A 17,289-nucleotide genomic window follows, 5' to 3' on the forward strand; every position below is an offset into this window, starting at 1 on the left:
TGTTTTATTGTTTAATTGAATTCGAGGTAATGCTTGATTTTGGAATTTAAAAAACACTATAACCCAGATAAGCTATAGTGTTTTTTGTTTGTATGACTTAGGGGTAGGAAGGGGATTATCTGTATTGAGCGTATACAAGTTTAGTTTGTAAATACTCTTCCATACCATGCTTACCATCAGCACCTCCTAAACCAGATTTCTTCCAACCTGCATGAAATCCTTGAATTGCTTCAAAGTGTTCTCTATTTACATAAGTTTCTCCAAACTCTAATTCGTTTGATGCATGCATAACTTTATTAAAGTTTTCAGAGAAAATTGAAGATGTCAAACCGTATTCGCAATCATTTGCTAATTCGATAGCTTCGTCTAAAGTACCAAATTTCATTACTGGTAACACAGGTCCAAATACTTCTTCCTGAATTATTTGCATGTCTTGTTTTACGTTTGTTAAGATTGTAGGGTTGTAGAAGTATCCCTTGTCAAATTGACTTGATCTACCACCACCTAGTACAATTTCAGCTCCTTCTGACTTAGCAAAATTCACCATTTCTTCAACTTTATCAACTTGAGCCTTAGATACCATACTACTCATGTCTGGGTTGTTCGTAGAAAAAGCATCTTCGACCTTTACCGCATTCATTTTAGTAGTTAACATTTCCATAAATTCATCATGAATAGATTCTTCAACGTAAACTCTTTCAGCACAGTTACAAACTTGACCACTGAAGATTACTTTTGAATTTACAATTGCAGTAGTGGCTAAATCTAAATTAGCATCAGCACATACGATTGCAGGAGCTTTACCTCCTAATTCTAAAGAAACTTTTGTAATGTTCTTAGCAGCAGACTCCATAATTTTTTGACCAGCATAAACACTTCCTGTTAAGCTAATGATACCTGTTTTTGAATTGCTTGTAAGGGCATTCCCAACAACTGGACCACTTCCGCATACGAAGTTTAATACACCTGCAGGAAGTCCTATTTTCTCAATTAACTTAGCAAATTCCATTACTGTATTTGGTGCTACACAACTTGGCTTGATTACACAAGTATTTCCTGTAACTAAAGATGGAGCTATTTTACGTGCCATTACAAAAAACGGAAAATTCCAAGGTAAAATTCCAACTGCCACTCCGATAGGAGATTTATGTAAGAACATGTGTTCTTTTCTTCTATCACTTTGAATGATTTCTCCTTCAATTCTTCTTGCCCATCCAGCATTGTAGTCGAAATAATCTGCCGTTACGTCGATTTCTACTTGTGCTAATCCTATTACTTTTGCTTGTTCTGACGCTAATGTTTCTGCTAAAAACACTCTGTTTTCACGAATGATATTAGCCATTTGGTTCAAATAATTCGCTCTTTCGATAGCAGCATAAGTTCTCCATTCTTTTTGAGAATGATACGCAGCTTCGATAGCAAGGTTGGCATCTTGCACAGACCCAGCCGGAATTACAGATAAAACTTCTTCAGTACAAGGGTTCAATACTTCTGTTACATCAGATGAAGTTGAGTTTACAAACGCTCCATTGATGTATTGTTTAAATTGTTTCATGTTATAAGTGTGTTTATGTGTTACAAAATTATTTTGATAAGAAAATAGTTTCTTATCGAGTGTGTCGGTCAATTCACTTAACTGAATTGGTTTCAAGTTTGACAAATTTATGTAAACATGACTCATTAGAAATTATCTATTATAACCAAATACATGAATAATTTAAACATATGTGTTTTTAAATAATGCTTTAGCGTTGTTAATCAGTTGTTTGTGTAATTCTGGTTTTTACAAAATAACTACATCGATGTAAGTTTTTGAGTCGGAAGCATGGTTTTACAGATGTTTTTCGATAGGGATACACAAGGAAACATCTCGTATTTGGACAGAAGATTGTTGTGAAGCTGTTTAAAAACAGATGGTTGTGATTTTTATGTGTAGCGACCAGAACGATATACGGCAGGAGTAATTCCGGTGGTTGATTTGAAGACTCTTGAAAAATGGTATCGATCAGAAAATCCTAAATCAAAAGTTACGTCTTCTATAGTTTTATCGGTATGTTCAAACAAATCACAAGCTCTAGCTATTTTTCTTTTTTGAATGAAATTATGTAGGGTGATGTTCATTTCTTGACGGAATAATCTAGCAAAAGAGTTCGGCGCCATGTTTACGATCATTGCGAGTTTTGAGTTGGTAAGTTTTGAGTCGATATTAATTTCAATATACCTTAATACAGAAAGAACACGATCATCAATATTTATGGTTTTCCATAATTCAGTTCCAAGATTCGATATGGCTTCTTTAATGAATGACTGTAATTTTAAATTAAATGTGAGTTTAAAATCTGAGTTTTCTATTTTTAATCTTGAGGTCAAATAGTATAAACGATCTTTTAAATGATCGGTAAGTTCTATTTTAAAAATTCCTGGATAAACATGATCAAAAGGTATTCCTAAATTAAAATGTGTGAAAAAATGGAACAATGATTTGTCTTCATAGCTCGATTCATTAATGTATTCTGTCAATTGTTCTCCTGATACATGGATTCCATCGTTATAAACATGATTTTTTGTAAACTTTGAAGAGAAAGATGTAAATGGTGATATTATATAAATATAATTAGGAGTCATTTCAAATATATCTTCTTTATGTTTTAATACACCACCACTGTTTTTATTCCAGTAAATCCTCCAGTATGGGAAAACCATATCATGACAATCCCACATATTTATTAGCCAATACCTACAACACGATATGTTGATTTTGATATCGATAAAGTTCTGTTTGTTAGATGAAGGATCTCCTAATTCTATGTTTTTTGTGAATTTCAAATTTTGACAGATGTTTATTTTAGATACAAAAATACAAATTTTAAATATTTCTAAACTTCTTCTAGTGAACTAATTTTGTGGTATAAATTTTAATAATACAATTATGGCTACACTTAAGCTTCCAGTAGAAGTACAAAATGAATTAAAAAAAGTTTCAAAGGTTGCAGGTTACCTGTGGCAGAGAGAATGGGCAGAAAGAAATGCTGGTAATATATCTATGAACTTGACTTCGTTTTTTTCGAAGGAAGAAGTGAAAGCAGCAGCGGGTGAAGAGATCCCTTTTGATTTTCCAAAAGGAGCAGGAGGTTTTGTTATTTACATTACAGGAACGGGTTGTTATTTGAGAGATTTAGTTGATTCTATTGATAAGGTTTCTTGTATTTTATATATAAATGAAGAAGCAACAGCTTATTCTATTATTTGGGGTGGCGATCGTGAAAACTTTGGTCCTACATGTGAGTTGATTTCTCATACAAGTATTCATTTATTTAACTCTATCAATCATCCAGAAAATTTAGCTGTGGTTCATACCCATCCACTTGAGTTGATTTGTATGAGTCATCATGAGTTGTTTGATAACGAAGAAGAATTGAATAGACAAATTTGGATGATGTGTCCAGAAGTTAAAGTGTTTGTTCCTAAAGGAATTCACTGTACACCATACGCATTATCAAGTACTGCTGATTTGGCTAAAGTTACTATTGAAGCTTTTAAAACTAGAAATGTATCACTTTGGGAGAAGCATGGAGCTACTGCTACCGCGCCAGATGTTGAGAAGGCATGGGATTTCTTAGATGTCGCAAACAAAGGAGCAAAATTGTTAATGATGTGTTGGGCAGCTGGTTTTCAACCTGCAGGTCTTTCAAATGAGCAATTAGTAGAATTAGAGCAATTTACATAAACCAAAAAATTTAAATACAATATTATGAGTAGATTAATAGGAAGTTTACCTAAAGTTGGAATTCGACCAGTTATTGATGGTCGTGAAGCAGGTGTTAGAGAATCATTGGAAGTCCAATGTATGGATATGGCAAAAGCAGCTGCTAAATTGATTGAACAAACATTGCGTTTTCCTAGTGGAGAACAAGTAGAATGTGTTATAGCTGATACTACTATTGGTGGAGTTGCAGATGCTGCAGCATGTGCTGATAAATTTAAAAGAGAGGGAGTTGAAGTTTCTTTAACAGTAACACCTTGTTGGTGTTATGGAACAGAGGTAATGGATACGAACCCTTTAATTCCTAAAGCTGTTTGGGGATTTAATGGAACAGAAAGACCAGGTGCTGTTTATTTAGCAGCAGCATTGGCAGGATACTCTCAAAAGGGATTGCCAGCTTTCGGTATCTATGGTAAAGAAGTACAAGATGGAGGTGATCAAACGATTCCTCAAGATGTATCAGAAAAAATTATTCGTTTTGTAAAGGGAGCATTGGCAGTTGCTCAAATGAATGGAAAATCTTATTTGTCAATAGGGTATAGTTCAATGGGTATTGCAGGATCGATGGTAGATGTGAATTTTTTACAGGACTATTTAGGAGTGAGAGCTGAGTTCGTAGAGTCTGTAGAGATTTTAAGACGTATTGACGAGGGAATTTACGATAAAGATGAGTATGCAAAAGCTTTAGCTTGGACGAAAGAAAACTGTATTGAAGGAAAAGATTACAACAGTCCAGAAGCACAGAAATCGGCAGAGGTTAAAGAAGCTGAATGGGAGAAAGTTGTAAAAATGACTCTTATTTGCAAGGATTTGATGAATGGAAACCCAAAGTTGAAAGAAATGGGATTCGGTGAAGAAGCTAAAGGTAGAAATGCTATCATGGGTGGTTTTCAAGGTCAACGTCAATGGACTGATTATCAGCCAAATGCTGATTTTACAGAGTCTATATTGAATTCATCTTTTGATTGGAATGGAATTCGTGAAGCATATACATTTGCTACAGAAAATGACTGTTTGAATGCAATTTCTATGTTATTTGGACATTTGTTGACTAATAAAGCACAGTTGTTCTCTGATGTGCGTACATATTGGAGTTCTGAGTCTGTAGAGAGAGTTACTGGTAAAAAATTAACTGGTATCGCGAAAGATGGAATTATCCATTTGATCAATTCAGGTTCTACTACTTTAGATGCTACAGCGCAACAGACAGATGAAGATGGAAATCCTACAATGAAACCTTTTTGGGATATTACTAAAGAAGAAGTTCAAAAATGTTTGGACAATACCAAATGGCCGGCTGCAATTGGTGAGTATTTTAGAGGAGGAGGGTTTTCTTCTCAATTTAAAACTAAAGGATCAATGCCAATCACTATGTGTAGGTTGAATTTAGTTAAAGGTTTGGGACCAGTATTGCAAATTGTCGAAGGATGGAGTGTAGAACTTCCAGAAGATGTACATACTATTTTGGATGAAAGAACAAATCCAACTTGGCCGACTACTTGGTTTGTACCAAGATTAACGGGTACAGGTTTCTTTAAAGATGTATATACGGTAATGGCGAAATGGGGAGCAAATCACGGTGCGATTTCTCATGGTCATATTGGAGCAGATTTAATTTCTTTAGCGGCAATGTTAAGAATTCCGGTAAACATGCATAATGTGAGCGAAGAGGATGTATTTAGACCAAGTGCATGGTCAGCATTCGGAGAAGGTTTAGAAGGTGCTGATTACAGAGCATGTAAAAACTATGGTCCTTTATACGGGTTTAAAGAGTAATCATTAAGGTGTTTGCCTAAAAGGCAAACACCTTAAACTAATTTCTATTGTGAAGATGAAAGTAATAGCAGTAATTGATATAGGTAAAACGAATAAAAAAATTCTCCTTTTCGATGAGTCATTCGAGATAGTATATAGAAATGCTACGAGGTTTGAAGAAGTGTTAGATGAGGATGGTTTTGCTTGTGATGATATAGCTTCTATAGAGAGTTGGATTCAAAGTGAGATAAAAAGGATTCAAGAAGAAGGTGTTTATAAAATAAAAGCCATAAATTTTTCTACTCACGGAGCAAGTTTGATTTATCTTGATAAAAATGGAAGGAGAATTACACCATTATATAACTATTTAAAACCTCTTAATTTAGAAGATTACAAAGAGCTTTATGAAGCTTATGGAGGTCAAGAAGAATTTTCCAGAAAAACAGCTTCACCAGCATATGGTATGTTGAATACCGGAATGCAAATATTAAAACTCCAAAGGGAAAAACCTGAGTTTTGGAATCAAGTAAGCTCTATTTTACATTACCCACAATATTTGAGTTATCTTTTTACCAAAAAAATAACTGCAGATTTTACTTCTGTGGGTGCACATACTGCAACATGGGATTTCGACAATATGCGTTATCATGAGTGGCTTCAAGATAAGAACATAAATCTACCTGAGCCATGTAATGGAAAAGATGCTATATTGAGTTTGATCAATAATGAGACGATTGCCGTTGGTACGGGGCTACATGATAGCTCTTCTTCTATTATACCTGTTTTACAAAACAACAATAACAACGAGTTTGTTTTGCTTTCTACAGGAACTTGGATCATTGCGATGAATCCATTCAGTAAGGAAAAACTTACACAGCATCAGTTGACAAATAATTGTCTGTGTTTTATGACACCCGAAAAACAACAAATAAAGTCTTCTATGCAATTCTTAGGAAGAATTCATGAAGTGTATTTAGAACCATTGGCGAAACAATTTAATGTTCATATTGACACACATCTTGAACTAGAATTAGACAAGGGATATTGTGAAAAGTTGATAAAATCCGATGCCAGAGTATTTTTAGCAGAAGGAATTGATGAAGATTTTACTGCGGTTTCTAGTCTGTTGGTTCAGTTTGAGAGCTATAAAGAGGCGTATTATCAATTGACATATGAGATCAGTAAAAAGGTGGTAGCTGGTATAGAATTGATCTTAGATCAAAGTAACAAACTAGCAGATATTTATGTTTCAGGTGGTTTTAATAAAAACGAAATGTTTATCGAATTCATTTCTCAAATGAAAGAAGGTGTTTCTGTGAAAATTCCGAATTGTAGAAATGAAAGTGCTTTAGGTGCCGCTTTGTTAATGAAAGACTATCTTTAAAGAATAAATTGTTATTTAAAAGAAAAACATGCATAAAAATCAAACACTAGGAGAGTTTATTATTGAAAATCAATCATCATTCCCGTATTCCAGTGGTGAGTTATCGAGACTGTTAAATGGAATTAGATTGGCGGCTAAGGTGGTCAACCATGAGGTGAATAAGGCTGGTTTGGTTGATTTATTCGGAAACTCTGGAGATGTCAATGTACAAGGAGAAAGTCAACAAAAGCTTGATGTTTTTGCCAATGAGATTTTTATTCAAGCTCTTGTTAATAGAGAAATTGTTTGCGGTATTGTATCTGAAGAGAATGATGAGTTTATTACTATCGATGGTAGTGATGAGCAAAACAATAGTAAATATGTTGTTTTAATGGATCCATTAGATGGTTCTAGCAATATAGATGTGAATGTTTCTGTAGGAACTATATTTTCTATTTATCGAAGAGTGAGTCCGATTGCTTCTCCTATAACAAGTGAAGATTTTTTACAAGCAGGAAATAAACAGGTTGCTGCTGGTTATGTGATTTATGGAACTTCTACGATGTTGGTATTTACCACGGGAGCAGGAGTGAACGGATTTACTTTAAACCCAGCACTAGGAACTTTTTATTTATCTCATGCGAATATTAAATTCCCTGAATCTGGCGATATCTATTCTATTAATGAAGGAAATTATAGTCACTTTCCACAAGGAGTGAAAGATTATATCAAATATTGTCAAGAGTTAGAAGAAAATAGACCGTATTCTTCAAGATATATTGGTTCTATGGTTTCTGATGTTCATAGAAATATGATCAAAGGAGGAATTTATATGTATCCTAGTAGTTTCGCTTATCCAGAAGGAAAATTAAGACTTTTATACGAGTGCAATCCAATGGCGTTTATAGTTGAGCAGGCTGGAGGTAAAGCTACGGATGGTAGTAAAAGAATATTGGATATCGTTCCTACAGATATCCACCAAAGAAGACCTTTCTTTTGCGGCAATACGAATATGGTCGAAAAGTTAGAAAGTTTTCTAGAATAAGTAAGTTTAGTTTTAAAGCAGCGTTAGGGGGTTAAGAATTTATTTTTTAATCCCTTTCGTTTTTTTCTAATTTACTTAGCTCTGAGTTTTCAGTGTATACATAAAAAAGGTCTGCATTAATGCAGACCTTTTTTTATAGTTGAAAAACTTTTTCTAATTCAATCCATTTTTCACCATCTTTGGCCCACGGAAGTTCTTGTTGGTAATTCCACATTAGGTTTTCCCATTCCTGTACTTTCGGGTTGTTAGCATCCATTTCAGCTTTTTTAACTGGATCGAAAGTTTCATCAACTTCCATAATCATAAACATTCTATTTCCCGTAAGGTAAATTTGCATGTCAACTATGCCAGCATCCTTAATGCTTTTAGTGATCTCTGGCCAAGCATTACCAGCAGCATGGTATTCTTTGTATTCTGCAATTAATTTAGAATCATCTTTTAAATCACAAGAGTAACAAAATCTTTTAGTGCTCATATTTTATTTTTTTGAGTTACTGTATCCGTAATAAATTACTGGTATTAAACAAATCATTGGCATAATGAAAGAAAATTTAACTTCAGGAACCCCTAAAATTAATGTATCTGCTAAGTTTGGACCACCTATATCAATGATCAAACCTTGCATAGGAGGAAAGATTGCTCCTCCAACGATAGCCATAACTAAAAATGCTGATCCAACTTTTGCTTCATCACCCATGTCTTTTAATGCAATTCCGTAGATTGTTGGGAAGTTGATAGACATAAATAAAGAAATAGAAACTAATGAAATTAACCCAGGAATTCCAGGGATTAAAATAGCTCCTAATGCGCATAACACAGCACAAATTCCGTAGATGTATAATAATTTCGCCGCTTTCAATTTAGTCATCAGAGCAGTTCCTACAAAACGTCCTCCTAAGAATATACTCATTGCTATAATATTCCAATACGTAGCATTCAACTGTTCATCTGCACCTCTTGTAGAGTTTAAGTATTCTACATATTGATAGATGGCAGTCCAACACATAATTTGCGCCCCAACATAAAACATTTGAGTTAGTACCCCAGGGAAAAAGTGTTTTTTAGCAAATATTTTGCTCATAGATTCTTTGAAAGAAATAGAATCATCATCTGCTACTTTAGGTATTTTTGTTAAATATACAATTCCTAATACTACTAAAACGACAACACCGATACTGATATAAGGAAAGCTAATAGTTCCTAAGTCTTCAGTTTTGATGGCAGCCTTTGTGGCTTCATCTAATAAAGCATATGATTCATCATCATAACTAGCAGATTTTATTTGACTCAATACCAAAAATTGAGCAATCATCATCCCAGTTAAAGAACCGATAGGATTAAATGCTTGTGCTAAATTTAAACGTTGTGTTGCTGTTTCTTTGTCTCCCAGTGAAAGAATCAATGGATTCGCAGTAGTTTCTAGTAAGGCTAGTCCACAAGTAATTACATATAATGAAATTAAGAAAAAACCGAAACTTTCAAATACAGAGGCAGGAAAGAAAAGAAAAGCTCCTAAGGCATATAAAGCCAATCCCAATAAAATTCCTGATTTGTAGGAATATTTACGAATATAAAGTGCAGCAGGTAGCGCCATACATCCATAACCGAAATAAAAAGCAAATTGAACCAAATAAGCTTGGAACCAACTTAATTCTGGCATTACTTTTTTAAAGGCTGTTACCATTGGGTTTGTAACATCATTGGCAAAGCCCCATAATGCGAATAAAGAAGTAATTACGATAAATGGTATTAGTAGTTCTTTACGAACAATTGGAATTTTTTTTGATTCACTCATTTTTTAGTTTTGTTTTTTAATTATTTATTTTCTTGTTCAAGACATTAATACATAAGACTACGGTAGAAATGTCTTTGATGGTATGATAGATGTATTTATAACTCTGAAATTGAACTAAGTTATTATTGATGTTTGTTAATTTCTAAATTTAGCAATAATAGATGTAATTTCGTTAAATAGAGATTCCGAAAGTTTTCCTTCATTCCAGGAGTTTAAGATGTCTTTTACCTGTTCTTTAGAAGTCGGTCCAACAACAACCCTGTCTGCCTCTTTGATAGAGTAAACATATCGCATAGCTAATCGAGATAAAGACATGTCATTTTTTTGAGCAATCTTTTTAATTTCTAAGGCAATATCTACATCTAAATTTGTAATCCATTCATTGTTAGGCCTATCGAAATTATATTCCTCTAACCTTCTTCCTAATAGTCCCATATGTAAAGCTGAGGCTCCATAATAAGCAATATTCTCCTTTTTTATTTGAGGAATATCTTTTTCGAAAGCCGATAGATTACAAGCATCCATTTTTAAGAAACCGGAGATAACATCAAAATTTTCTTTTATTAAATAAGGGTAAAATCTATCTATTGGATTTCCACCAACACCTAGCATATCTACGATTCCTTCTTTCTTAAAAGACTGCAAACAATCCATAATTTCATCCATTCTTTCAACAGGAACTAAATGTGGTTCATGTAAAAATAATAAGTCAATTTTGTCTAAGCCCAGTAATTCTAGACTTTTATACACACTTTCTCTCATTGTTTTTGTAGAATAATCAACAATGCAATCGTCTGCTTTTTCTCCTTTGAGGCGCCCTACCTTTGTACTAACAAATGGTTTTTCTCCTTTCCATTCTCTTAAAGCTTTTCCTACATATAATTGAGATTGGTTATAGGATGGAGAAGTATCAAATACAGAAATTCCGCTATCTAATGCGTATAAGAGGGTATCTACAGCAACAGCTTCTTTGATTGGTCTCCAAACACCTCCTAATCCAGAGCAACCGCATACCAAACGGCTTTTGTTGTTAAAGAATTCACTTTTTCTATAATCCGCCTCAATGTAAGTTGGTTTGATATTCATAGTTTTAATTTTATAAGTTATAGAATTTGATTGCATTATTCCCCATAATCGCTTGTTGCTCAGTGGTACTTAATTTTGCAATAAATTCTGTTGTTAATTTTTTTACTCTTGTGTAATTCCCCGCGACCAGGCAAACCGGCCAATCTGATCCATACATAGTACGTTGCGCTCCAAAGGAATTCAACACGACTTCCATATAAGGATGTATTTGATTTTCTGTCCAACTGTTGAAATCCGCTTCCGTAATCATTCCAGATAATTTACAGGATACGTTTTCATATGTAGCAATTTTTTTAATCATCGTTGCCCATCCATCAAAGAAACCGTCTTTTATATATGGTTTAGCAATATGATCAATGACAAACTTTTGATTTGGAAATTTTTTGACAAATTCCAAAGTAGCTCCTAATTGATGAGGGAAAATTAAAATATCGTATGTATAATTATATTTCTCTAATAAAGTGATTCCTCTTGTAAAGTTGGGACGTAATAAAAAATTATGATCAGCTTCACCTTGAACTACATGACGAAAACCTTTTAATTTTTCCTTATCTTGGTAGTTAGCCAACGTATTTTCAATATTTTCTGATCGTAGATCAGCCCATCCAACAACCCCTTTTATAAAATCATTAGAGGCAGTTAGTTCCAATAAAAAGTCGGTTTCTTCAAGTGTTTGATCTGCCTGTACAGCAACGCAACCGTCAATATTGTTTTCATTGTATACCAGTTTTAGATCGCTAGGAGTAAAGTCTTTTCGAATTACTGCCATGCTTTCATCTATCCACTCGTGTTTGATAGGCTCATAGTTCCAAAAATGCTGATGAGAATCTATAGTCATAAGTTATAGTTGAAAAGCCTTCTTTATGTAAAGAAGGCCTAATGGGTTATGTATTATTTTATAAAATCTTGTAATGCTGTTTGCATTCCTTTTGTTTCAATGGCTTCAAGATGCGTTGAAACAGCTTCAACCATTCCTTCAATAGCAGAAAGATCCGTTCCCCAGAAATCAGTGTTAGCAAGTGTTGCTTTTACAATGCTTGCTTGATATCCGTTAGCCCATTGAGCAGCAAAGAACTCTATTGCGGAAGCATCATCTTTTAAAGCAATTTCTTCACCATTTCTTTTTCCTTTGTAAAATGAAATTAGAGATGCTAAAGAGAATAACAACCCTTGTGGTAAACTATTTTTACGTTTGATGTATTCCAATACAGAAGGTAAAACTCTAGTTTTGAATTTAGATGTTGAATTTAGAGAAATACTAATAAGTGCATGCTCTAAATATGGATTTCTAAAACGATCTAAGACATCATTTGAAAATTGATTCAATTCTTCTTGAGATAAATCTAGGGTAGGACAGATTTCATTGAAGATTGTATTTTTCAAGTAATTTCCTACAACTTCGTCTTCTAAAGATTCACGAACTTTGTCGATTCCATATAAGTAACCAACAGGAACTAATGTAGTATGAGCACCGTTCAAAATTCTAACTTTACGTGTTCTGTATGGTTCCATATTATCAGTAAAAACAATATTTAAACCACATGCTTCTGCTGGAATTTCATCTTTTACTGATGCGGGGCCTTCAATTACCCAAAGGTGAAATTGTTCTCCTTCAACAACCAAGTTGTCTTTGTAACCCAATTCTTCGGTAATAGCGTCCATTTTATCTCTTGGATAACCTGGTACAATTCTATCTACAAGAGTATTGCAGAAAATATTGTCTTCATTGATCCACTCAACAAATTCTTCTCCTAAGTTCCAGTCTGCTGCGTATTGTAAAATGATACGTTTTAAGTTGTCTCCATTTTTATCAATTAATTCACACGGAATTAAAATCAATCCTTTATCAGATGCGCCACCAAAAGTTTGAAATCTTTTGTATAGTAATGCCGTTAATTTTCCTGGATAACTAGATTGTGGAGCATCCTCTAATTTGTCACCAGCATTATAAGAAATACCAGCTTCTGTAGTGTTAGAGATAACAAAACGCAAGTCTGGGTTTTCTGCTGTTGCTAAATAATCTGAATTATTTTCATAAGGGTTGATTCCTCTATGGATACAATCAATTATTTCATGCTCTGAGATTGCCTCACCATTCTTAATACCATTTAGGTATAATGTATACAATCCATCTTGATCATTTAACATTTTAATCAATCCTTGATTAATGGGTTGTACTGCCACAACACCTGCGTCAAAATCAGCTTTTTTGTTCATTTCATGAATCATCCAGTTAGCGAAGGCTCTAAGGAAGTTTCCTTCCCCAAATTGGATTATTCTTTCAGTATATGTTTTTACTGAAGCGTTTGTTCTGTTTAAAGAATTCATAATATTTTATCTTTTAGATGTAAAAGTGTTTGTTAATTTGTGTTCTATAGAGAAACTCCACGTTTCCATGGAATGAAATCATTGTGTCCGTGCAATACAGCCTTTGAAGGGGTTTCTCCACTTGCAACTCTAATTACATGGTCTAAAATCTTTTCTCCCATAGATTCAATAGTGTCCTCACCAGTAATTACTGTACCTGTATTGATGTCAATAATATCATTCATCCTTTCGTATAGTTTGGTATTACTAGATATTTTTAAGACAGGTGCAACTGGGTTTCCCGTTGGAGTTCCAAGTCCTGTAGTAAATACCACAATATTACAACCAGAACCAACCAAACCAGTTGTAGACTCAACATCATTACCAGGCGTACATAATAGATTCAATCCTGGTTTTGTTATTTGTTCTGTGTAATCTAAAACTTCAACAACAGGGGAGGTTCCTCCTTTTTTAGCAGCACCGGCAGATTTCATAGCATCAGTAATCAAACCATCTTTGATATTTCCAGGAGATGGGTTGTTTTCAAAACCAGATCCTACGGCTACGGCCGCTGCTGAATAGGCTCTCATTAAATCATAGAATTTTTTAGAATCCTTTTCAGTATTACAACGTGTGATAATTTCTTGTTCAACTCCGTTTAACTCAGGGAATTCAGATAATACTGGACTTCCACCTAAAGCTACTAATAAATCAGAAGCATATCCTAATGCTGGGTTGGCAGAGATTCCAGAAAAACCATCTGAACCACCACATTCAAGACCGAGAACAATTTTACTTACAGGTGCGGGTTTTCTTTCAATTTTATTCGCCTCAGTTAATCCAACAAAGGTGTGTTTTACAGCTTCTTCAATTAAACTTCTTTCACTTGCGCTTTGTTGTTGCTCTAAATAGTGAACAGGTTTAGTGTTATTTGGAGTAATCGCATCGATGGCATTTTGAAGCATTTCAATTTGAGCATTTTGACACCCTAGACTAAATACTGTAGCTCCAGCCACATTTGGATTTGCAATGTATCCTGCTAAAAGTTTACATAAGGTTTCAGAATCTTGTCTAATTCCTCCACAACCTCCGTCATGTTTTAAAAACTTAATTCCATCTACGTTAGGGAATACTCTGTTTTTAGACATTTCTTCTTTTGTAGTAATGATAGGAGTACTGTAGATTTCTTCAGAGGAAGCACCTGCTTTATATTGATCGATCAATGCATCTGTATCAACAGCAAAATCTTTTTTAGTTTCATATCCTAATTTTTCAGAAAGAGCTCCTTCTAAAACATCGATGTTTCTATTTTCGCAAAAAGTTAAAGGGATTACCAACCAGTAGTTTCCAGTTCCAACTTTACCATCTTCTCTGTGGTATCCGTTAAAAGTTCTTCCTTCAAATTTAGAGGCATCTGGTGCTGTCCATGTAAATTTTTCCTGTGAATCATTAAATTCTGCAGAAGCATGTTTTACATTGTTAATGGTAATTGCACACCCTGCTTGGATTGGCTCAATAGCCTTTCCAATTAAAACACCATACATAAATATTTCATCTCCAATAGAAAAGTCATTCAGAGCGTATTTGTGTTTTTGTTTAATGTTTTCTTTTAAGATAACTTCTTTTCCTTGGATAGTAGTTGCAAGTCCTTTGTCAAGGTTTGTAATTGCTACAATAATATTATCCTTTGGATCTATTTGAACATAATTCTTAGACATCCTGTTATTTTTTATAAGTTAAAGTCAACTGTTGCTTTGATAACTCCTGTTTCTGGCTTTAACCAGCTGTCAAAATTTTCAATCATTTCAGTATAAGGAACATTGTGAGTAATAAAAGATTCCGTAGGGAATTGATCCAATACATTGATTACATGTTCAAAATCTTCAGTTGTTGCATTTCTACTGCACATTAAAGTCATCTCTTTAGAGTGAACAGCAGGGTGGTTGTAAGTTAAGTCACCTTTAGATAATCCAACCAAAACAAAACGTCCACCATGAGACATATAACTTGGGCCAGCTTCAAGGGCAAATTTATTTCCTGACGCATCGAAAACAGCAGTACACATGTCACTATTTGTTAATTCAGCAATAGCTTCAGCTGCACCTTCACCAGCTTTTACAGTGTATTCTACACCAATTTTTTCTTTTGCATATTCTAAACGTTGCTCATTCATGTCTATAGCAACTACTTTTGCACCTGCAATTTGGGCTAATTTCATAATCCCAATTCCAATAGGACCACAACCTACTACAGCAACCGTTTCTCCTGGAGTAATGGCAGCTCTTCTAACAGCATGTGCCCCAATAGCTAATGGCTCAACGATTGCCATCTGATCATTTGATAAGTTATTTGCAGGTAATAAAATATCTGCAGGAACAGCAATTTGTTCTTGCATACCACCATCACCATGCACACCCAAAACAGTAATGTTTGTGCAACAGTTTGTTTTTCCGTTTCTACATGCAATACATTTTCCACAGCTTACATAAGGCATAATTACAACCTTATCTCCAGCTTTGATTCCTCTTGCATTTTCTCCTATTTCTAATACTTCAGAAGCTAATTCATGTCCTAAAATTCTAGGATATGTAAAGAATGCTTGATTTCCAGAGTATGCATGTAAATCCGTTCCACAAATTCCAACTTTATTGATTTGTAATAAAGCTTCATTTTCTTTTCTTACCGGTGCTTCTTTTTCTTTTAAGATAAACTCACCTGGTTTTTCGCAAACAATGTATTTCATTCTTTTATTCTTTAGAATTAGTAATATTATTAATGGTTCTTCTGTAAAAGAAGACTATGTAATTTTCAATTATGTTCAACTTGCTACATCGTTTTAGCAAGCGGTAAAAAAAAGAGAAAATTCTCTTTTGGTTCTTTTGAGAAGATAGAAAACATCGGAGTTTCTACCTGCTACATCGTTTTAGCTAATCGATTAAAAAAAAAATATTGCTATTCAATAATCCAAAACCTGTTTCTACAAAAATAAAAGATGATTATGTGTTATTCCATTTTTGTGATGAAATATATTTAACTATCTTTGCTATAACGATATAGCAAATGTATAAAAATTTTGACGACTAAAAAAAAAATCACCATAAAAGATATTGCCAAGGTGATGGGATTGTCCACTTCGGCTATCTCAAAAGCTTTGAATGATGACTCTAGAATTAGTGAGAAAACTAAAGCAGAAGTGCGTCAAGTTGCAAAAAAATTAAATTATCAACCCAATCACTTAGCAAGTGCATTGCGCAGCGGAAAAAGTAGATTGGTCGGGGTGATTATTCCTAGAAATAATAGTAATTTTTTCTCTTCAGTTTTAGAAAATATTGAAGAGGTTTTGAATGCCAAAGGGTATAATATTATTATTACTCAGTCGAATGAATCGTTTGAAAAGGAGTGCAAGTGTATTGAATCTTTATTATTTACACAGGTCGACGGGATTATTGCTTCGATGGCCAATGAAACTACAGATTTAAGTTATTACGAAAAAATAAAAGCCAAGGAAATACCGTTGGTTTTGTTTGATCGAGGTGAGTTGGATTTAAAAGTTGACTATGTTGGGATTGATGATTATGAAACGAGTTTTAAGATTATCGACCATTTGGTCGCTCAAGGTTGTAGTCGTATTGCTCATTTAGGTGGTTATGATAATACAAGAGTATATGGAAATCGAATCAGGGGGTATGTGGATGCTTTGGAGAAAAGAGGCTTACCCGTTGATGAAACTATCATTAGTAAAAGTACTTTGCGTTTAGAGGATGGTAGAAGAATAATGGAAGAGTTATTGAAATTACCGAATAGACCCGATGCTGTTTATGCAGCGGGAGATTTTGCAGCTTTGGGAGTTCTACAAGTATTACTTGAAAATAATATTAAAGTGCCAGAGGAAGTCGCGTTGGTAGGTTTTAGTAACGAAACTTTTACTTCTTATGTATCTCCTGCAATATCAACGATAAACCAAAACAGTGAAGAGATTGGTAGATTAGCGGCAGAAGCTTTTTTAAATCGAATTGATAATCCTATTGAAGAAGGAGCTATAAATAAAATAATTATTGAGACTGAATTGTTGATAAGAGCTTCTTCAAGAAAAAATAGTGCGGAATAAACTTTTCAATAAAAAACATAAAAAAAGCGCAGTAAAAACTGCGCTTTTATTTTTTAGAAAATAAAAA

General features: G+C 34.0%; 14 protein-coding genes. 5 read left to right on the top strand and 9 right to left on the bottom strand.

What is annotated here, in order from left to right:
• Positions 1-115 precede the first annotated feature (115 nt).
• Both aldA and AC2DGP_RS15470 read right to left on the bottom strand, forming a co-directional pair.
• The gene (aldA, locus tag AC2DGP_RS15465; RefSeq protein WP_484490961.1) at positions 116-1,555 is read right to left on the bottom strand and encodes an aldehyde dehydrogenase; all 1,440 of its coding nucleotides are present in this window, start codon (positions 1,553-1,555) and stop codon (positions 116-118) included.
• Positions 1,556-1,926: 371 nt separating this feature from the next.
• On the bottom strand, positions 1,927-2,826 hold the full coding sequence (locus AC2DGP_RS15470; RefSeq protein WP_484490962.1) for a helix-turn-helix domain-containing protein: 900 nt from the start codon (positions 2,824-2,826) through the stop codon (positions 1,927-1,929).
• Positions 2,827-2,929: 103 nt separating this feature from the next.
• On the opposite strand from AC2DGP_RS15470, the gene rhaD reads away from it, so the two are divergent.
• From rhaD to fbp, 4 genes are read left to right on the top strand one after another with little or no spacing between them, the layout of a single operon-like run.
• The gene (gene rhaD, locus AC2DGP_RS15475) at positions 2,930-3,727 is read left to right on the top strand and encodes a rhamnulose-1-phosphate aldolase (protein WP_484490963.1); all 798 of its coding nucleotides are present in this window, start codon (positions 2,930-2,932) and stop codon (positions 3,725-3,727) included.
• 24 nt (positions 3,728-3,751) lie between these two features.
• The gene (locus AC2DGP_RS15480) at positions 3,752-5,539 is read left to right on the top strand and encodes an L-fucose isomerase (protein WP_484490964.1); all 1,788 of its coding nucleotides are present in this window, start codon (positions 3,752-3,754) and stop codon (positions 5,537-5,539) included.
• A gap of 55 nt (positions 5,540-5,594) precedes the next feature.
• Positions 5,595-6,902, top strand: coding sequence for an FGGY family carbohydrate kinase (locus AC2DGP_RS15485; RefSeq protein ID WP_484490965.1), 1,308 nt, complete (start codon positions 5,595-5,597; stop codon positions 6,900-6,902).
• A 28-nt stretch (positions 6,903-6,930) separates the two neighbouring features.
• The gene (fbp, locus tag AC2DGP_RS15490; RefSeq protein WP_484490966.1) at positions 6,931-7,926 is read left to right on the top strand and encodes a class 1 fructose-bisphosphatase; all 996 of its coding nucleotides are present in this window, start codon (positions 6,931-6,933) and stop codon (positions 7,924-7,926) included.
• A 133-nt stretch (positions 7,927-8,059) separates the two neighbouring features.
• On the opposite strand, the gene AC2DGP_RS15495 is transcribed toward fbp, so the two are convergent.
• The 7 genes from AC2DGP_RS15495 to AC2DGP_RS15525 all read right to left on the bottom strand — a co-directional run bounded on the left by AC2DGP_RS15495 (position 8,060) and on the right by AC2DGP_RS15525 (position 15,857).
• Positions 8,060-8,401, bottom strand: coding sequence for an L-rhamnose mutarotase (locus tag AC2DGP_RS15495; RefSeq protein ID WP_484490967.1), 342 nt, complete (start codon positions 8,399-8,401; stop codon positions 8,060-8,062).
• Between the two features lie 3 nt (positions 8,402-8,404).
• Positions 8,405-9,721, bottom strand: a complete 1,317-nt coding sequence (fucP, locus tag AC2DGP_RS15500) for an L-fucose:H+ symporter permease (protein ID WP_484490968.1) — start codon at positions 9,719-9,721, stop codon at positions 8,405-8,407.
• Between the two features lie 135 nt (positions 9,722-9,856).
• Positions 9,857-10,807, bottom strand: a complete 951-nt coding sequence (locus AC2DGP_RS15505; protein WP_484490969.1) for an aldo/keto reductase — start codon at positions 10,805-10,807, stop codon at positions 9,857-9,859.
• A gap of 10 nt (positions 10,808-10,817) precedes the next feature.
• Positions 10,818-11,645, bottom strand: a complete 828-nt coding sequence (locus AC2DGP_RS15510; protein WP_484490970.1) for an amidohydrolase family protein — start codon at positions 11,643-11,645, stop codon at positions 10,818-10,820.
• 53 nt (positions 11,646-11,698) lie between these two features.
• On the bottom strand, positions 11,699-13,135 hold the full coding sequence (locus tag AC2DGP_RS15515) for a tagaturonate reductase (protein WP_484490971.1): 1,437 nt from the start codon (positions 13,133-13,135) through the stop codon (positions 11,699-11,701).
• Between the two features lie 44 nt (positions 13,136-13,179).
• Positions 13,180-14,832 carry a UxaA family hydrolase gene (locus AC2DGP_RS15520; RefSeq protein ID WP_484490972.1) on the bottom strand — a complete coding sequence of 551 codons (1,653 nt, stop codon included), beginning with the start codon at positions 14,830-14,832 and terminating at the stop codon, positions 13,180-13,182.
• Between the two features lie 11 nt (positions 14,833-14,843).
• Entirely contained in the window at positions 14,844-15,857 is a 1,014-nt protein-coding gene (locus tag AC2DGP_RS15525) for a zinc-binding alcohol dehydrogenase family protein (RefSeq protein WP_484490973.1), read from the bottom strand.
• Between the two features lie 330 nt (positions 15,858-16,187).
• Here AC2DGP_RS15525 and AC2DGP_RS15530 point away from each other — a divergent pair, with 330 nt between their 5' ends.
• Positions 16,188-17,222 carry a LacI family DNA-binding transcriptional regulator gene (locus AC2DGP_RS15530; RefSeq protein WP_484490974.1) on the top strand — a complete coding sequence of 345 codons (1,035 nt, stop codon included), beginning with the start codon at positions 16,188-16,190 and terminating at the stop codon, positions 17,220-17,222.
• Positions 17,223-17,289 lie beyond the last annotated feature (67 nt).

This window comes from Flavicella sp. IMCC45537 (assembly GCF_057197705.1).